General features: G+C 67.4%; 12 protein-coding genes and 1 pseudogene. 3 read left to right on the top strand and 10 right to left on the bottom strand.

Translation table 11 applies throughout. The features are described 5' to 3' along the window. Positions 1–86: 86 nt before the first annotated feature. From AB0H00_RS16415 to AB0H00_RS16390, 6 genes are all read right to left on the bottom strand, one after another. Entirely contained in the window at positions 87–1,250 is a 1,164-nt protein-coding gene (locus AB0H00_RS16415) for an Hsp70 family protein (RefSeq protein WP_357266483.1), read from the bottom strand. Between the two features lie 560 nt (positions 1,251–1,810). Beyond that, positions 1,811–2,806, bottom strand: coding sequence for a sulfate ABC transporter ATP-binding protein (locus tag AB0H00_RS16410; RefSeq protein ID WP_357266481.1), 996 nt, complete (start codon positions 2,804–2,806; stop codon positions 1,811–1,813). Further along, on the bottom strand, positions 2,803–3,609 hold the full coding sequence (gene cysW / locus AB0H00_RS16405) for a sulfate ABC transporter permease subunit CysW (protein WP_357266478.1): 807 nt from the start codon (positions 3,607–3,609) through the stop codon (positions 2,803–2,805). Before cysW ends, AB0H00_RS16410 begins: the two co-directional genes overlap by 4 nt. A gap of 138 nt (positions 3,610–3,747) precedes the next feature. Further along, positions 3,748–4,548 carry a sulfate ABC transporter permease subunit CysT gene (gene cysT / locus AB0H00_RS16400; protein WP_357266627.1) on the bottom strand — a complete coding sequence of 267 codons (801 nt, stop codon included), beginning with the start codon at positions 4,546–4,548 and terminating at the stop codon, positions 3,748–3,750. A gap of 136 nt (positions 4,549–4,684) precedes the next feature. Further along, complete coding sequence (locus tag AB0H00_RS16395) at positions 4,685–5,731, bottom strand: sulfate ABC transporter substrate-binding protein (protein WP_357266475.1); 1,047 nt, start codon at positions 5,729–5,731, stop codon at positions 4,685–4,687. 205 nt (positions 5,732–5,936) lie between these two features. Then, positions 5,937–6,026 (bottom strand): Ms4533A family Cys-rich leader peptide, encoded by a 90-nt coding sequence (locus AB0H00_RS16390; RefSeq protein WP_357266472.1) that lies wholly within the window; start codon positions 6,024–6,026, stop codon positions 5,937–5,939. Between the two features lie 71 nt (positions 6,027–6,097). On the opposite strand from AB0H00_RS16390, the gene AB0H00_RS16385 reads away from it, so the two are divergent. Then, positions 6,098–7,153, top strand: a complete 1,056-nt coding sequence (locus AB0H00_RS16385; protein ID WP_357266469.1) for a M48 family metallopeptidase — start codon at positions 6,098–6,100, stop codon at positions 7,151–7,153. Between the two features lie 84 nt (positions 7,154–7,237). Here AB0H00_RS16385 and AB0H00_RS16380 read toward each other — a convergent pair whose 3' ends face one another. Then, complete coding sequence (locus AB0H00_RS16380) at positions 7,238–7,516, bottom strand: hypothetical protein (RefSeq protein WP_357266466.1); 279 nt, start codon at positions 7,514–7,516, stop codon at positions 7,238–7,240. Between the two features lie 108 nt (positions 7,517–7,624). Between AB0H00_RS16380 and AB0H00_RS16375 the strand changes: the two genes are divergently transcribed. Continuing rightward, positions 7,625–9,613, top strand: a complete 1,989-nt coding sequence (locus AB0H00_RS16375) for a glycoside hydrolase family 15 protein (RefSeq protein ID WP_357266464.1) — start codon at positions 7,625–7,627, stop codon at positions 9,611–9,613. 23 nt (positions 9,614–9,636) lie between these two features. Here the strand turns inward: AB0H00_RS16375 and AB0H00_RS16370 are convergent, their stop codons facing one another. Next, positions 9,637–11,442 carry a dynamin family protein gene (locus AB0H00_RS16370; protein ID WP_357266461.1) on the bottom strand — a complete coding sequence of 602 codons (1,806 nt, stop codon included), beginning with the start codon at positions 11,440–11,442 and terminating at the stop codon, positions 9,637–9,639. Positions 11,443–11,521: 79 nt separating this feature from the next. Then, a complete protein-coding gene (locus tag AB0H00_RS16365; protein ID WP_357266458.1) occupies positions 11,522–13,867 on the bottom strand; it encodes a hypothetical protein in 2,346 nt (781 codons plus the stop codon). A 577-nt stretch (positions 13,868–14,444) separates the two neighbouring features. On the opposite strand from AB0H00_RS16365, the pseudogene AB0H00_RS16360 reads away from it, so the two are divergent. Further along, a pseudogene (locus AB0H00_RS16360) lies at positions 14,445–14,632 on the top strand (ATP-binding protein); the annotation flags it as partial. A 17-nt stretch (positions 14,633–14,649) separates the two neighbouring features. Here the strand turns inward: AB0H00_RS16360 and lepA are convergent. Further along, positions 14,650–16,527 carry a translation elongation factor 4 gene (gene lepA / locus AB0H00_RS16355; RefSeq protein WP_357266455.1) on the bottom strand — a complete coding sequence of 626 codons (1,878 nt, stop codon included), beginning with the start codon at positions 16,525–16,527 and terminating at the stop codon, positions 14,650–14,652. Between the last annotated feature and the right edge of the window lie 129 nt (positions 16,528–16,656).

Here is a 16,656-nt window from a genome sequence, read left to right as displayed (position 1 = left end):
CACCAACGGAGAGTTACGTCAACCCGATAGTCGCCAGGATGGTCCGGCGATGCCCGCCCTCATCGCGGGCATCGCCGGACACCCGCCTACCGCAGCCCGAGCTGCGACAAGCCCACGATCACCCCATCACTGGGCACGACGGACAGACCGATACCGGCCAACGACAGCGCCGCGACGACGGCACCCCTGGCCAACCGGCGTTTGGTCCGACGCGACAGAAGCAAGGCACGGGTGGCCGCGGGACGACCGGCGCCCCCGCGGCGGCCGCCCCGGCGCTGCTCGGCCGGCGGCTCGGCGGCAGCCTCGGCCTCGGCGGCCGCCCTGCGCCCGATGATCGCGGCGCCGTCGGCGATGGTGCGCTCCGGGTCCGGCGCGGTGATCACCGGCCTGGCCAGCTCGTCCGCGAGGACTCGCGCCACCTCCACCGGCCGGGCCGCACCGCCGACCACGAGGACGCGATCGACGTCGGCCATGGTGACGTCCGCCGTCCGCAGGCAGCGGTACACGAGTTCGAGGGATTTCTTGATATGCGCCGAACGCAGCTCGTCGGCATCGGCGGCCGACTCCGTTATCGAGGACGAGGGCAGACCGGTTCCGGCACGTTCGGCGCACCGCGCCCCGAACGCGCGTCCGCCGAACTCGGTGGAGCGCAACGACTCACCGACGATCGGATTGCGCGGACGCCCCACGCCGACCCGGACCAGCGTGACGTCGAGGCCGGCGCCGCCGAGGTCGTAGACCAGCGCGAGGCCGGGCATGAGCGGGCCGCGATCGGCCTCGAGCCACGTTGCCGCCGCGATGGGTTCGGCGACCAAAGCCACCTGGGTGAGGTCCGCGCCGTCCAGCGCGGCACGTAGCTCCCCTACCTGCTCGTCGGTATAACGGGCCGGATGAGTCAGCGCGATGCCGACACCGGCGCCACGGGACGGATGATCATGCAGCACCTCACGGATCACGCAGTCGGCGACCGTCGCGACGAGATTCGCGGGCGAGAGCGTACGGCGCCCGACCCGCGCCCGGGCGGTCGAGCGCTGGGTGAGGTCGGCGAATTCGGTGATCGCGCGACCGTGCCGGGGAATCATGCCAACCCTGGCGACTCCGGTGCTGTAGAACGTCAGCGTGGTGCGGCGGGTAATCGCCTGCGGGCGCAGCTTTTTGCGCGGCCGCGGCGGAGCCTTGGCCGAACCTTCCTCCGCCAGGGCGGAAACCGTGTTCACCGTACCGATGCTCAAACCGAGACCAACCGCCATCGCAATCCACCTGATCGCCGTGCCGATTTGCTTCGAACGCCGTCCAGGCAACCACTCCGCGATCTTCATGCCAACCCCGGACAACCAATTGTCCGCATGCCGCCTGTTTCAAGCCGCGGCACACGGCTCGACCCATCGGTCGGTCCACCCGCGCGCCGCCCCTCACACAGGCCGACCGGTCGGATTTCCTTGTGCCACGCAGGGTTCGGCGCGGCAATCCCAATGTTTGCCAAACAGCGGTAACCATCGCATCGATTTCACTTTGATGCCTTTCCAACTGCGGCGATCTCCCAGAACAAATGGAAGCGAGCAATTAGCTGAACCGGATCGGCGTACTGATTTCGGAACGATGCCGAGCTGACCCGAAAGCCGTAACCGGCGGGATGCCCGACCACGAAGGGGAGCCGTCCCCGGCGGTTTCAGCGCGGCCGGAGACTGCCGTCCATGCCCGGACGAGACTGCATCCGCCGAGAACTCGAGGAGCTCAGCTACATTCCAGCTGCGAAGCGACATGCGGCGCGTCGAGAACGACGCGCCGTGGGCCGAATTCGCACCGACCGCTAATGCGTAGGCAGTTCCGGGATACGGGTGGCGCGGGCGTAGACCGTCTCGCCGTCCGACAGCCGCAGTGCCTCCGCGTCACCGCGAGTGACCTGCGCGGCGAACAGGTCGCCGGTCGCGGCATTACGCATTTCGACACGCACCTCGAAACCGAGATGGACCACGCGCTCCACCGTCGCCCTTGTGACGCCCGCCGATTCCGCGGTGCCCTCGTGCTCGGCGAGCGCCATACTCGGGTCGCGGCCGACGCGAATGTCGTGCGGGCGCACCAGATGTCCGTTGAGCCGGGCCACCGCGCCGAGGAAGGACATGACGAACTCGTTGGCGGGACGGTCGTACACGTCCTCCGGGCTGCCGATCTGCTCGATGCGCCCCTTGTTCATCACCGCGATCCGGTCGGCGACGTCGAGCGCCTCCTCCTGGTCGTGCGTAACCAGCACGGTGGTCACGTGGACTTCCTCATGCAGGCGGCGCAGCCAGGTGCGCAGGTCTGCGCGGACCTTCGCGTCCAGCGCGCCGAACGGCTCGTCCAGCAGCAGCACTTGCGGGTCGACGGCCAGCGCGCGGGCCAGCGCCATGCGCTGCCGCTGCCCTCCCGACAGCTGCGCCGGGTAGCGGTGCTGGAAGCCGTCCAACCCGACGATGCCGAGCAGCTCGTCGACACGCTTGCGGATCTCGCCCTTGGGGCGCTTACGGATCTTCAGGCCGAACGCCACATTGTCACGCACCGTCATGTGCTTGAACGCCGCGTAATGCTGGAACACGAAGCCGATGTCGCGCTTCTGCGGCGCCACCCTGGTGACGTCGCGGCCCGCGATGGTGACCACCCCGGAGTCCAGCGACTCGAGCCCGGCGATCGAGCGCAGAAGCGTCGACTTGCCGGAGCCGGAGGGGCCGAGCAGTGCGGTCAGCTCACCGGACGGGATGTCGATGGTGACGTCGTCGAGGGCCGCGAACGAGCCGTAGTTCTTCTTCGCGTTGGTCACGGTGATCACTTGGTGCCCCGCTTACGTTCGAGGAGGGTCATCAGCAGGAGGCTGACGAGAGCGATGCCCATCAGCAAGGTTGCGGCAGCGTAGGCACCGAAGGTGTTGTGATCGTTGATGTATCGCCCGTGCACGAGCAGCGTCAACGTCTGCGACTTGCCGGGGAGGGCGGAGGACACCATGATCACCGCGCCGAACTCCCCGAGCGCGCGAGCCACCGTGAGCACCACACCATAGGTGAGGCCCCACCGGATTGCGGGCAAGGTGATCCGCCAGAACGTCTGCCATCGAGACGCGCCGAGGGTGGCCGCGGCCTGCTCCTGGTCATCGCCGATCTCATGGAGCACCGGCTCGACCTCGCGCACCACGAACGGCAGCGTGACGAATATGGTGGCGATCACCATGCCAGGCAAGTTGAAGATCACCTCGAGTCCCAGGGCTTCGAGCCCGCCGAACCAGCCCCCCGCGCCCCACAGCAGGATCAGCGACACGCCGACCACCACCGGTGAGACGGCGAACGGCAGGTCCACGATGCCCTGGACCAGGCTACGACCGGGGAACTTTCCGCGGACCAGCGCGATCGCGGTGACGATGCCGAAGACGACGTTCACCGGAACGACGATCGCCACGATGAAAATCGACAGCTGGAAGGCCGAGATAGCCGCGGGCGTGCTGATCGAGTCGATGAACGCGCCGACGCCCCGCTCGAAAGTGCGCCACAGAATGATGACCAACGGCAGAACCAGCAACACGAACAGATAACCCAGCGCCACCGTCCGGAGTGAGACGCGGGTCGGTGCGGATAGTTTCATCGGGCCGGCTCCATCCTGCGGGCGTTCCCGCACCCCGGCGACCCGACGAGCGCTGCGCGATTATGTCTCATCGGGTCGGCTCCATCCTGCGGGCGTTCCCGCACCCCGGCGACCCGACGAGCGCTGCGCGATTATGTCTCATCGGGTCGCCTGTTCCTTGCGCGCGGCGCGTTCGGCGAGCAGCCGCAGCACCAGCAGCGTCGCGAACGAGATGGCCAATAGCGCGACCGAGACGGCCGCCGCGTTCACCGGCCGGTCGATCTCGATCTGCTTCTGGATGTACTGCGAAGCCATCTCCGTCTTGCGCGGAATGGCACCGCCGATCAGCACTACCGACCCGTATTCGCCGATCGCGCGAGCGAAGGCCAAGCCTCCGCCGCTGATGATCGCGGGCGCCAGCGTAGGCAGCACGATCCGGCGGAAGGTGGTCCAGTTGTCCGCTCCGAGCGAGAGCGCGGCCTGCTCGACCTCGAGGTCGGCCTCGATGAGCACCGGCTGCACCGAACGCACCACGAACGGCAAGGTAACGAACGCCAATGCCACGACCAGACCGGGCTGCGTCGCGTTGAGGTGGATATCGATCGGGCTCTGCGGCCCGTACAGCGACAGCAGCACGATGCTCGCCACGATTGTCGGTAGCGCGAACGGTAGATCGATCAACGCGTTGACGATGCTCTTACCAGGGAACTCGTCGCGGACCAGGACCCAGGCGATCAGCGTCCCCATCACCACGTTGATCAGCCCCACCACCACCGACACCAGCACGGTGATACGGAGCGAGTCCAGCGCGGCGGGCGCGGTGACCGCATCCCAGAAGCCCGACCAGCCGTCCTCGAAGCTGGTCACGGTGAGCGCGGCCAGCGGCAGCAGCACGATGATGCTGAGCCACAGCACCGCGGTGGCGATGCCGAGCGGGCCCACCGAGCCGGTCACACGCAGCCACGACCAATTCCAGCGTCCAGCTCGGCGCGCGGAACCGGTCTCGGTGCCGGAGCCGCCGGGGCCGGCCGGCTCGGTCCCGGCGTTACTGCTGTCAGTCACGATCGTTCAGCTTCCGTATCCGAAAAACGCCCGGTTACTTGGTCGCTTTGTCGTAGATCACCGCGACGGATCCGGTGTTCGGCGTGAACAGCTCCTTGTCCACGGTCTTCCAGCCACCGAGGTCGGCGATCGTCCACAGCTTCTGGGGCGTCGGGAAGTCCTCGGCGTAGTCGGCGGCCACGTTCGGGTCGACCGGCCGGAAACCGGCCGTGGCCCATGCCTTCTGTCCCTCGGTGGTGAACAGGAAGTCTCGGAAGGCCACGGCCTTCTCCTTGTTCTTGCTGTTCTTCAGCACCGCGACCGGGTTCTCGATCTTGAAGGTGACCGGCGGGACGGTGTGCTCGATCGGGTCACCGTTGCGCTCTGAGAAGATCGCCTCGTTCTCGTAGCTCAGCAGCACGTCACCGGTGCCCTGCAAGAAGGTCTCGGTCGCCTCGCGGCCCGACTTGGGCTGTACCTTCACGTGGTCTGTGGAGATCAGCTGGCTCAGAAAGTCCAGGCCCGCCTGCGGGTTCTTGCCGCCGTCACTCTTGGCCGCGTATGGCGCGAGCAGGTTCCACTTGGCCGAACCGGAGCTGAACGGGTTCGGTGTGACCACTTCGACGCCCGGCTTCAGCAGGTCGTCCCACTCTTTGATGCCCTTCGGGTTTCCCTTGCGGACCACGATCGCGACAACCGAGCCGAATGGAATTCCCTTGGTGGCGTCGGCATTCCAGCTCTCGTCCACCAGGCCGGCGTCGACAAGGCGGGTGATGTCGGGCTCGACGGAGAAGTTCACGATGTCGGCCTCGGCGCCGTCCTTCACCTTGCGGGACTGATCGCCCGAAGCGCCGTAGGACTGCTGGATCTGGATGCCTTTGCCCTGCTCGGTCTTGTTGAACTCGGGGATCACTTTGTCGAAGCCCGGCTTCGGCACAGCGTAGGCATAGAGGTTCAGGGTGCCACCGCTGCCATCGGCGCCGCCTCCCCCGGTCGAGTCGCTGGCTCCGCCGCCGCACGCGGTGAGCGCGACCGCCGCGAGCGCAGTGAGTGCGACGGCGCCGTAGCGTCGGCGCGAGGAGAGCCAGGATTTGCGAGACATCAGGGTTGGCCTTTCCTGCGGACCGCCATTGTCCGGTAGTAGTCATCGGTGGCGGAGACATTGCGGTAATCAGTAGACCTGCCGCCAGTGTTGTGGCGATGGCGCGATTGTCGGCCGAATCGGCCGCCGGTGTTCGGGTACGTCTGCGGAAAGGTTGCGCGCCAGTCTACGAGGGCAGGGAGGCACAGAAGGACCCGGTCTCCGATCAGCGACAGAGAATGTCCGCGACCGCGAGATTCCCGATAGCGATCAACGCCAATTCATGGCGGACCCGCGGCACGGCACTCGAAGACACGGGCAGACTGTAGCAGAGCACAGCGTCTGAGTTCGAATCATAGAGTTTCGACATAAAGGGGGGTTCATCCCATGACCACCAGCCCAGACCGGGTCCGCACGCGATTCCCCGGCATCAGCACGCGCGCATGGGAACACCCTGCGGACCGCACCGCCCTGGTGACGCTGCGCTCGCTGCCCGGGTTCGATGTCGTGCTGCGGACGCTGTCGAGTTTGCTGCGGGAACGCCAGCACCGGCTGCTGTACCTGGCCACCGCGGTCCGGGTGGACGAGCGTCAGTTCCGCACGCTGCACCACCTGCGCCAGGACTGCATGGAGATCCTCGATGCGCACACGACGCCGGAGCTCTTCGTGCTACAGAGCCCGCAGGTGAACGCCTTCACCATCGGAATGGACCAGCCGTTCATCGTGCTGACGACCGGACTGATCGACCTGATGGACACCGAGGAACTGCGCTTCGTGATCGGTCATGAGCTCGGGCACGCGCTGTCCGGGCACGCGGTGTACCGCACCATGCTGATGCACCTGCTGCGGATCACGGCAAGCGTCGGATGGATGCCGGTGGGTGGCTGGGCGCTGCGCGCCATTGTCGCGGCGCTGATGGAGTGGAGCCGCAAGTCCGAGCTGTCCGGCGACCGCGCCGGACTACTGTGCGGCCAGGACGTCGACGCCTCGGTGCGGGTGCACATGAAGACGGCGGGCGGCACCTGGATCAAGGAGATGAACCACGGGGCGTTCCTCGCCCAGGCCGACGACTACGAGCGGTCCGGCGACCTGCGCGACGGGGTGCTCAAACTGCTCAACCTGGAACTACAGAGCCACCCGTTCTCCGTGCTGCGCGCCGCCGAGCTGCGCCGCTGGATTCAGAGCGGCGACTACGACCGCATGGTTGCCGGCGACTATCCCCGCCGCGAGCAGGACAAGAACACCCGGATCGGCGACGAGATGAGGGAGGCGGCTCGCGCCTACAAGGCGAACTTCGACCAGTCGGAGGACCCGCTGATCCGGACTGTGCGCACCCTGGGCAGGGATGTCGGCTCGGCGGCGAGCACGGTCGCACATGAAGTCGGCGACACGGTCTCGAAGCTCGGCAAGCGGTTCAACGACTGGCGGACGGGCGAGAACTAACCGGCGCTCAGCGGGTGAACAACCAGGCGACGACGACGAGCAAGAGCAGAGCGACCAGCGCGAGCTGGACCCGCGAACGAGGCATCACCGCGCCCCGCTCTGCACGGGCTGACGGTTCTCGGCGGTGACGACGAGCTCGGGTTCCCCGGCGGCCGAACCGGACCTGATCGCGGGCGGCGCCGCCAAGGCGGCGTTCCTGCGGTCGAGCATGCGCAGCACGGAGCGCAGAAGGCGGTCCAGCCCATAAGCGATGGCGAAGCTGATCGGAACCATCCCCACGAGAACCACGAGGAACTGCGGAATGAATGGCAATCCCGCGACCCACAGCTCGAAGCCGTCCCACCAACCTGCTATGCGATGCACGGCTCCAGCCTAGTAGGTCCGCCCAGGTGCGCCTCGACACCGACCACCCCGGGACCGACAAGACGCCGTAGCAGTAGACGACAGGGCGGATCGGTCCGAAGATGGGGTATGGCGTCCTCCGATGATCTCACCGTCGACGAACCGTACGACCTCCCGGTGCCGACTTCGTTGATCGAAACGCGGCGCTACGGCGCCTATCCCCCGATCGACGACTACGCCTTCTTGTCCGACTGCGAGACCTGCTGTCTGGTCGCCAGCAACGGCGCGGTCGAATGGATGTGCGTGCCACGGCCGGATTCGCCGAGCGTCTTCGGCGCGATGCTGGACCGCAGCGCCGGGCACTTCCGGATCGGGCCCTACGGCGTCAGCGTCCCCGCCGCCCGCCGCTACCTGCCCGGCGGGATGATCCTGGAGACCACCTGGCAGACCGACACCGGATGGCTGATCGTGCGCGACGCGCTGGCGCTCGGGCCCTGGCACAACAACAATCAGCGCAGCAAGACGCACCGGCGCACGCCGATGGACTGGGATGCCGAGCACTTGCTGCTGCGCACGGTGAAATGCGTGAGCGGCACGGTAGAACTCGAGATGAGCTGTGAGCCCGCATTCGAGTACCACCGCGCCACCGCCCGCTGGGAATACACCGGCAAGGTGTACGAGGAGGCGACCGCGGTCCGCAGCGACGACCCCAGCGCGGGCCCGAGCCTGGTGCTCACCACCGATCTGCGCCTCGGTCTGGAGGGCAGGGAGGCGCGCGCCCGCACCAGGATGAGGGAGGGCGACGAGGTTTTCGTCGCGCTCACCTGGTCGGATCTGCCCGCGCCGCGCACCTTCGAGGAGGCCGCACAGCGGATGTGGCAGACCACCGAGTGCTGGCGCCAGTGGATTACGCTCGGCAACTTCCCGGATCATCCATGGCGCGACTACTTACAACGCAGCGCGCTCACACTCAAGGGCCTCACCTACGCTCCGACCGGAGCACTGCTCGCGGCGGCGACCACCTCACTACCGGAAACACCTTGCGGACAACGCAATTGGGACTACCGCTACACCTGGGTGCGGGACGCCAGCTTCGCGCTGTGGGGCTTGTACACGCTAGGTCTCGACCGCGAGGCCGACGACTTCTTCGCCTTCCTCAACGACGCGACCACCGGCGAGAACGGCGAACCCGTCCCGCTGCAGGTGCTCTACGGCATCGGCGGCGAGCGCGATATCACCGAGAGCATCCTCGACCACCTCGGCGGTTACGACAACGCCCGGCCGGTGCGGATCGGCAACGGCGCCTACAACCAGGACCAGCACGACATCTGGGGCACCATGCTCGACGCGGTGTACCTGCACGTGAAGTCGCGCCAGCAGGTACCGGAGACGTTGTGGCCGTTCCTGGTTCGGCAGGTGCACGCGGCCATCGCGTACTGGAGGGAACCCGATCGCGGCATCTGGGAGATCCGGGGCGAACCGCAGCACTTCACCTCCTCCAAGGTGATGTGCTGGGTGGCATTGGACCGCGGCGCGAAACTCGCCGAACTGCACGGCCAGTACGAGCACGCCACCGAGTGGCACACCATCGCCGACGAGATCAAGGACGACGTCCTCGCCAACGGCGTGAACTCCGAAGGAGTGTTCACCCAGACCTATGGCGGCAACACTCTGGACGCCTCACTGCTGTTGGTGGTGCTCACCCGCTTCCTGCCGCCGGAGGATCATCGGGTGCGCGCCACGGTGCTGTCCATCGCCGATCGGCTCACCGAGAACGGCTTGGTACTGCGGTACCGGACCGAAACCACTGACGACGGATTGACCGGAGCGGAAGGAGCTTTCACGATCTGCTCGTTCTGGCTGGTGTCCGCGCTGGTGGAGATCGGCGAGCTTCAGCGTGCCAGGCATCTGTGCGAGCGGCTGCTCGGCTTTGCCAGCCCGCTGCGCCTCTACGCCGAGGAGATCGATCCACGCAGCGGCCGCCACCTCGGCAACTTCCCGCAAGCGTTCACCCACCTGGCGCTGATCAACGCCCTGACACATGTGATCAGGGCTGAGGAATCCCGGCACGCGGGCCAATTCCAGCCCGCGCACGCGCCACAGGGCCATCCGGTCTGACCGACCCTCCGGCCGATGGCTGCTTACTCGGCGACGAGGCCGTCGGCCTCCGCACGGAGCACACGCAGCTTGCGGAGCCTCGCGTCGAGGTCGGCGATTCGCTCCTCCCTGCGATCGCCGTACTTCCCGTAGGCCTCCTCCGCGACGCGCAACGCCTCGTCCGCGCGGCGCGACGCCTCCGTCGCGATGTCGGTGAAGTAGTCGCGCAACACCCGCTGCATGCCGCGCAAGCGGTTGCGCGACTCCTTTCCGACCTGGAAGATCACATCGTCCATCAGCCGGGCGACCGCGACCTTCGCCTCGGCGCGCCTGCGCAGCTTGCGGTTCTTGCGGTCGTCCCACAGCGCGTTGACGCCGAGCAGCACGCCCGCGCCCGCCGAGTACCAGTTCACCAGCGACATGCCGAGCAAGCTGGTGGCGAGCCCGACCATCAGGATGCCGCCGTAGGACCCACGCAAACCGGTCAGGAACTGCTGGGTGACACCGGCTTTCGCACTCTCCAGCGGTTCCAGCGGCTGCACGTGTCGAAGCACCTCTTCCGGGTCGGCCAGACGCAGGTCGAGCAGTGGCGCGGTGTGGTTGTCGGCCGGGAACTTCGCGGCAACCTGCTCGCTCAGCTCCATGGAGCGGTAGTGCGCTACGGCGAAGTTCTCCTCCACCGCTTGGCAGATCCGTGTGTCCAGGTCGTCGCCGAAGTCCCGCCATCGGCGAGCCGGATCGGACTTGGCAATCTCGGCCTCCGCGTCGCGGATCAGGCTGCGCAGTCGGTGCCGCAGATCGTGCTCGATATCGGCCATCAGTTCCGTACTGCCATCGACCAGGGCGACCTGCCAGCTCGCCGTGCGCTGCCGCAGCTGATCGGCCTCGTCGCGGGCACGGACGAGCTGGCCGGTGAGCTCGGCCCTGCGCCGCGTATCGCGCAGCGCCTCGGACTCGGTCCGCAACGTCACCGCGAGGTGGTCGCCGACCAGGTGGATGTCCTGCACCGCTGCTTCCAGCGCGACCGCGTCGGCGCGTGTGACCACATAGTCGCGCAGGTGCTCGATCAGTTGTGGGACACCGGATTCGATGTCGCGCTGATGGTCGCCCGACAACCCCGCCTGCCGGTGCAGCGCCGCCGACACCGGCGCCACCGCGAAACCCAGACCCGCCGCGTCGAGCAGTTCTCGGTTCCGCTGCTGGATGTGCGACCAGTTCGGGTGCAGGTCGATCTTGTTCAGCACGCACACCACGGTGGGGCAGATCTGCTGGATGCGTTGCAGCTGGGCGATCTGCTCCATGGTCAGCTCGGCGCCCGCGTCGCCGACGTAGAGCACGGCGTCGGCGGCAGCGATCATAGACCAAGTGGTGCGGTTGTCGCCGAGCGCGCCCGGCGCGTCCATGACGACGACGCCGTCGGCGAGCAGCGGGCTCGGATGGGTGAATTCAGCCCGTACGACGCCCTGGGTGGCCAGCGCCGGGCCCGGATCGAGCGGATCGACGGAATGACGCTCGGTGCGGCCCGACTCGGTCTGACGCACCAGCGTCGCGGTCGGCTCTGGACCGTACTCGACGATCACCGGGACGCTCAGATCGCTGTTCGTCGCGCTGACCGACGCGCCGACCAAGCTGTTGACCAGCGTGCTCATGCCATTTTTCGGCTCGCCGACGACCACGAGCCGTACTCGCGGATCGGTCACCCTGGCGTGGACCATGTTCAGCCGACTGCCCAGGTCGTCACGTCCCGCGAATCGGGCCGTCTCCCGCAGCTCGTCGAGTATTCGGATGAGCGGGGCCATCGCGTCCGGATGTTTCACCGTCGCGGCCTTCAGCCCGGCAGCGGCAGACAACCCTGCTCCTTACTCTCGGTGACTCTTGATCGATATACCCCCTGCGAATACTCCGCAGTCGTCCAATCTTTCAGCCCCGCTACATGAGCGGGAAGTCCAGCCCACCGAACGTCATGTGGTGTGTCTCGGTCATGGTCGTCTCCGGCAGCAGTGCACCGGACAGGCTGCCGCCTGAGACCATGGCGAGCACCGAGTGGTCGGCGAACGTGTGGTCGGCGATCGGGAGCGGGGCGTAAACGGGATCGGCGGGATGGTCAACCGCGAGCGGAGCGGAAATCCCGTGCGGCTTGGGGTCGATGACCGGTGGCTTGAGCGGAGCGGGTACGTGGGTCGGCGCGGGAGCGATGTGGGTGGGCGCGACCGGGGTGGGCGGATCGATGTCGACCGTGTGCGGGTGAGCGGGCGCACTGTAGGTCGGCGCGACGGTCGGCTGCTCCGGCGCGGAATACGTGGGCTCGGACGGACGGGATACGGTCGGCAGGTCGTTGGTCGGCAGGTCGTCGGTCGGCTGGGTGTGCGAGGTACCCGCTCCGGTGCTCGGGCGGCCCGTGCCACCCGGGGTCGTCACGTCGTCGTCCGGCGTAGACGTCGGGTGCACCGGCGTGTGGGTGATCGTCGCGCCGGGCGGCTTGGTAATCGTCACGTCCGGACCGGTGACACCGCCGTTCGGCACCGTGATGGTGCCCGCGCCCGGGATTCTGGTGATGTCGTCGTCCGGCGTTGTCGGCACGGACGGGATGGTCGGCGGCGTGGTGACGTGGCCGGAGATGACCGGCGTCGGCGTGGTCTTGATGATCGTCGTCGGCGTGGTCACCGTCATGATGGGCGACTGGGTCGGGTCGGACGGATGCGAATCGGTCACCGGCGCCGGTTTCACCACAGGCGTCGGCCGCACCGCGTCGAACAGCGCGGGGACGGCCGCGGCCGGAGCCGTCAGCACCGACGGCCCCTCTGACGCGGCAAGCACATTCGCGATCGGTGTGGAGGCGGCGTCCGGCTGAATGGTGGTCTGCAACGGGGTGGCCGCGACGACCGGAGCGGCCGCGGACGCGGCCTGGGCCGGGGCCACCGGGGCGACGGGGCCGACGGGCACCACCGACGCGGTCGGAGCGGATCCGGCGGCGATCGGCATCGAGGTCGCCAGCGGCTGGGCCGCCCCGGTCGCCGCCGAGAACTGCCCGGCGGACGTGCCGGCGGGGGGCATCGTGACGCCGCCGGCGAGACCAGGATTTCCCTGGCCTGGCGATTGCGCCTCGGTGACCGTGCGATCGGTGCCGTACGGCACGTGCATGCCGTCCGAGAGCCAGTCGGTGTAATCGTCGAGCTGGTCCCCAACCTGGCCGACCGCGACATCGACCTCCAGCTCCGAGGTGAAGTAGACCCCGTTCTGGCCGCCGAGCCCGAAGTCGACCGACCACTGTGTGCCGACGAAAACCCCGAGCTGATCGCCGCCCACGCCGATGCCGTCGAACGGATCTGCCGCCGTCGGCGTCGCACCGAGGCCGTTGCTGCCCGGAAGGTCGAAGATCGTGGAGCCGGGCGCGGCGAAGCCGTTCGTGCCGGGCAAGCCGAAGCCGTGCCCGGCCTGGCCGAGTCCGTGGCCGGGCAGACCGAAGCCGTGGCCGCCGGGAAGGTCGGCATCACCGGACGGTTCGGTGTGGGCGGCTTCGAGCGTCGACAGTTCGTCGGACACAAAGCCGCCCCGCCCGGCGATCGGCAGCGCGGCGTTGTGACCGGCGATGCCGGGAATACCAGGGAGACCCGGCACACCGGGGAGACCCGACATACCAGGGAGACCCGACATACCAGGGAGACCCGACATACCAGGGAGACCCGACATACCGGGCATACCAGGGATGCCCGGTGCAGGATGTATGCCCGGCACACCGGGGATTCCGCCCAGTCCCGGGATTCCGGCACCGGACGATCCGGGCACCTGTGTTCCGTGCCCGCCATCGTCGGCGCCCAGCGGGGTCTGCATCGGCACGCCCGCGTCGGTTCCGCTGTAATCGCCGTCGAACGTGGACATCGGCGCGCTACCGGTACCGCCAACGCGGACGTCGACGTGAACATCAACATGCAGTGTGAAGCCCGGTGCACCCGCTCCTTGCGCGACAGGGGCGATCGGTGGATGCGGCGGTGCGAACGGCGCGGGCTCCACCACAGGGTCCGGGAAGGTGATCACCGGGCTCGGCTCGTCGGGATCGGGGTCGCTGTTGTGCGCCCAGCCGGTGTTCCAGCTGTCGAGCCGGGACTCGCCCGGCTGCGCGGGAACACCACCGCCGTTCGCGGCCACGAGAGCGCCGCCCGTGACATACGCACCGGCACGCGCGACCCGCGCGACGCCGGTTGCCACACGATAGGCGGTGTCACCCGCGCGTTCGGCCGCTTCGGTGTCGTCGTCGAAGGGCAGATCACGCGTCATAGAAACTCCACTCTCGAGTGTCCAGCATCCCCACCGCGCCGGACCGACCGAGTGAAGATCACCTAACAATATTTCGGGAATACTCGCCTGTCACATTCTTCAGGACTGTAGAGAATATGACCGTGGCGAGCAACACGACCTTGCCATCAGCGTTTCAGGAACGAAAGCCCTATTTCGGGTGGCTTTACGGACTGGACGCAGTCTCGAAAACACACCGTTGCCAGGTGCCCGGTACTTTCCGGTGGTTGCTTCGACCATCCACCCGCCGAATAGGCGAGAACTAACAAATTTCTCACAGCAGTCTGAGGAGTGCTGAAGATCCGCTCGCGACTGTCGAATTCGCCGAACCACAGGGTCGGCAGCATCGCGAAGGAGACAGCACCACGGCCACATCTACCGGGCGCCCTCGGGCGCGCATTGCCGTCGTCGTCACCGGAGCCTGCGTTGCCGCCGCGCTGACCGCCGGTGGCCACGGCGGCCGCCGCGCAGCGGCTCCAGCCCGCCGCTCCCTGCGAGGTCGTCGTCCGCATCCGGCCGGACGCGTCGGCGCCCGGCAGGTTGATCGCTCCACCCGGACGTCGATGACGACGGTCGCGGCGTCCCGGACGCCGTGTGCGCCGCCGCCTTCGACCGCTTCGTCAGGGGCCCGGCTCCCCCGGCTCCGGCCTGGGGCTCGCCCTGGTCCGTCAGCAGACCGAATTGCATTCCGGCACAGCCGAACTCGACGAAAGCCCGCTGGGGGGCACAGACTTGCGCGTGCGTCTACGCGAGCCAGGCCGGCGCTATTTTTTGTCCTTCGGTTTGTCGGAGGCGGCATCCGAGGACAGCGCGGCCACGAAGGCTTCCTGCGGGACCTCGACGCGGCCGATCGTCTTCATCCGCTTCTTGCCTTCCTTCTGCTTCTCCAGCAGCTTGCGCTTACGGCTGATGTCACCGCCGTAGCACTTCGCGAGCACGTCCTTGCGGATGGCCCGGATGTTCTCGCGCGCGATGATCTTCGAGCCGATCGCGGCCTGGATCGGCACCTCGAACTGCTGGCGTGGGATCAGCTCGCGCAACTTGGTGGTCATCTTGTGGCCGTAGGCTTGGGCGGCGTCCTTGTGCACGATCGCGCTGAACGCGTCCACCGCCTCGCCCTGCAACAGGATGTCCACCTTCACCAGCTGCGACTCCTGCTCACCGGCCTCTTCGTAATCGAGACTCGCGTACCCGCGGGTGCGCGACTTCAGCGAGTCGAAGAAGTCGAAGATGATCTCGGCCATCGGCATGGTGTAGCGCAGCTCGACGCGGGTCTCGGACAGGTAGTCCATGCCGCCGAGCTCGCCGCGGCGGGACTGGCACAACTCCATGATCGAGCCGATGAACTCGCTCGGGGAGATGATGGTGCACTTCACGATCGGCTCGTAAACGTTGCGCACCTTGCCTTCCGGCCAATAAGAGGGATTGGTGACAACCTGTTCGGCACCGTCTTCCATCTCCACCCGGTACACCACGTTCGGCGCGGTCGAGATCAGATCCAGGTCGAATTCGCGCTGCAACCGCTCACGGGTGATCTCCATGTGCAACAGTCCGAGGAAGCCGCAGCGGAAACCGAACCCGAGCGCGACCGATGTCTCCGGGGTGTAGGTCAGCGCGGCGTCGTTGAGCTGGAGCTTCTCCAAGGCATCACGCAGGTCCGGGTAGTCGGAGCCGTCCACCGGGTAGAGGCCGGAGTACACCATCGGGCGCGGCTCGCGGTACCCGGTGAGCGGTTCGGTCGCGCCGCCGCGCGCGCCGGTCACCGTGTCGCCGACCTTCGACTGACGCACGTCCTTCACGCCGGTGATCAGGTAGCCGACCTCGCCGACGCCGAGCCCCTGAGTCGGCTTGGGCTCCGGAGAGACGATGCCGATCTCCAGGAGCTCGTGCGTGGCGCCGGTAGACATCATCTTGATCTTCTCGCGCGGGGTCAGCTTGCCGTCCACCACGCGGACGTAGGTGACCACGCCACGGTAGGTGTCGTAGACCGAGTCGAAGATCATCGCGCGGGCGGGCGCGCCGGCGTCGCCGACCGGCGGCGGCACCTGGGCGATCACCTGGTCGAGCAGGTCGGCCACGCCCTCACCGGTCTTGCCGGATACGCGCAGCACGTCCGACGGCTCACAACCCACGATGTGGGCCAGCTCGGCGGCATAGCGCTCCGGGTCGGCGGCGGGCAGGTCGATCTTGTTCAGGACCGGGATGACCGTCAGATCCTTGTCCAGCGCCAGGTACAGGTTGGCCAGCGTCTGTGCCTCGATGCCCTGCGCGGCGTCGACCAGCAGGATCGCGCCCTCACATGCCTCGAGCGCACGCGACACCTCGTAGGTGAAGTCCACGTGGCCGGGAGTGTCGATGAGATGAAGTACGAAATCGGTGCCCACGCTTTCCCCCGTCCGGGGGTTCCAGGGCAGCCGCACGTTCTGGGCCTTGATCGTGATGCCGCGTTCGCGCTCGATATCCATCCGGTCCAGATACTGAGCGCGCATCTGCCGCTCCTCGACCACACCGGTCAGTTGCAGCATCCGGTCGGCCAGCGTCGACTTGCCGTGGTCGATGTGCGCGATGATGCAGAAGTTCCGGATCCGGGTGGGATCGGTGAAAGTCGTGTCGGCGAAGCTGGCGGGCACTCCACTCCTCATGGGTATCGGCAAACTGCCGTCTATCGTCCCATGAGCAGTGCGAAGGCTCCGCCAGTGGTGCTGTGTTGGTTTTACAGCGCCTGCGGCGCTGCGTGTTCGCGCCTCGATGGCTCGCGTCCGAGCTGGCGA

The sequence above is a fragment of the Nocardia sp. NPDC023852 genome (genome assembly GCF_040639505.1).
Taxonomy (GTDB): domain Bacteria; phylum Actinomycetota; class Actinomycetes; order Mycobacteriales; family Mycobacteriaceae; genus Nocardia.
The sequence above is the reverse complement of the archived record's forward strand: the minus strand, read 5'-3'. Positions and strand labels throughout refer to the sequence as shown.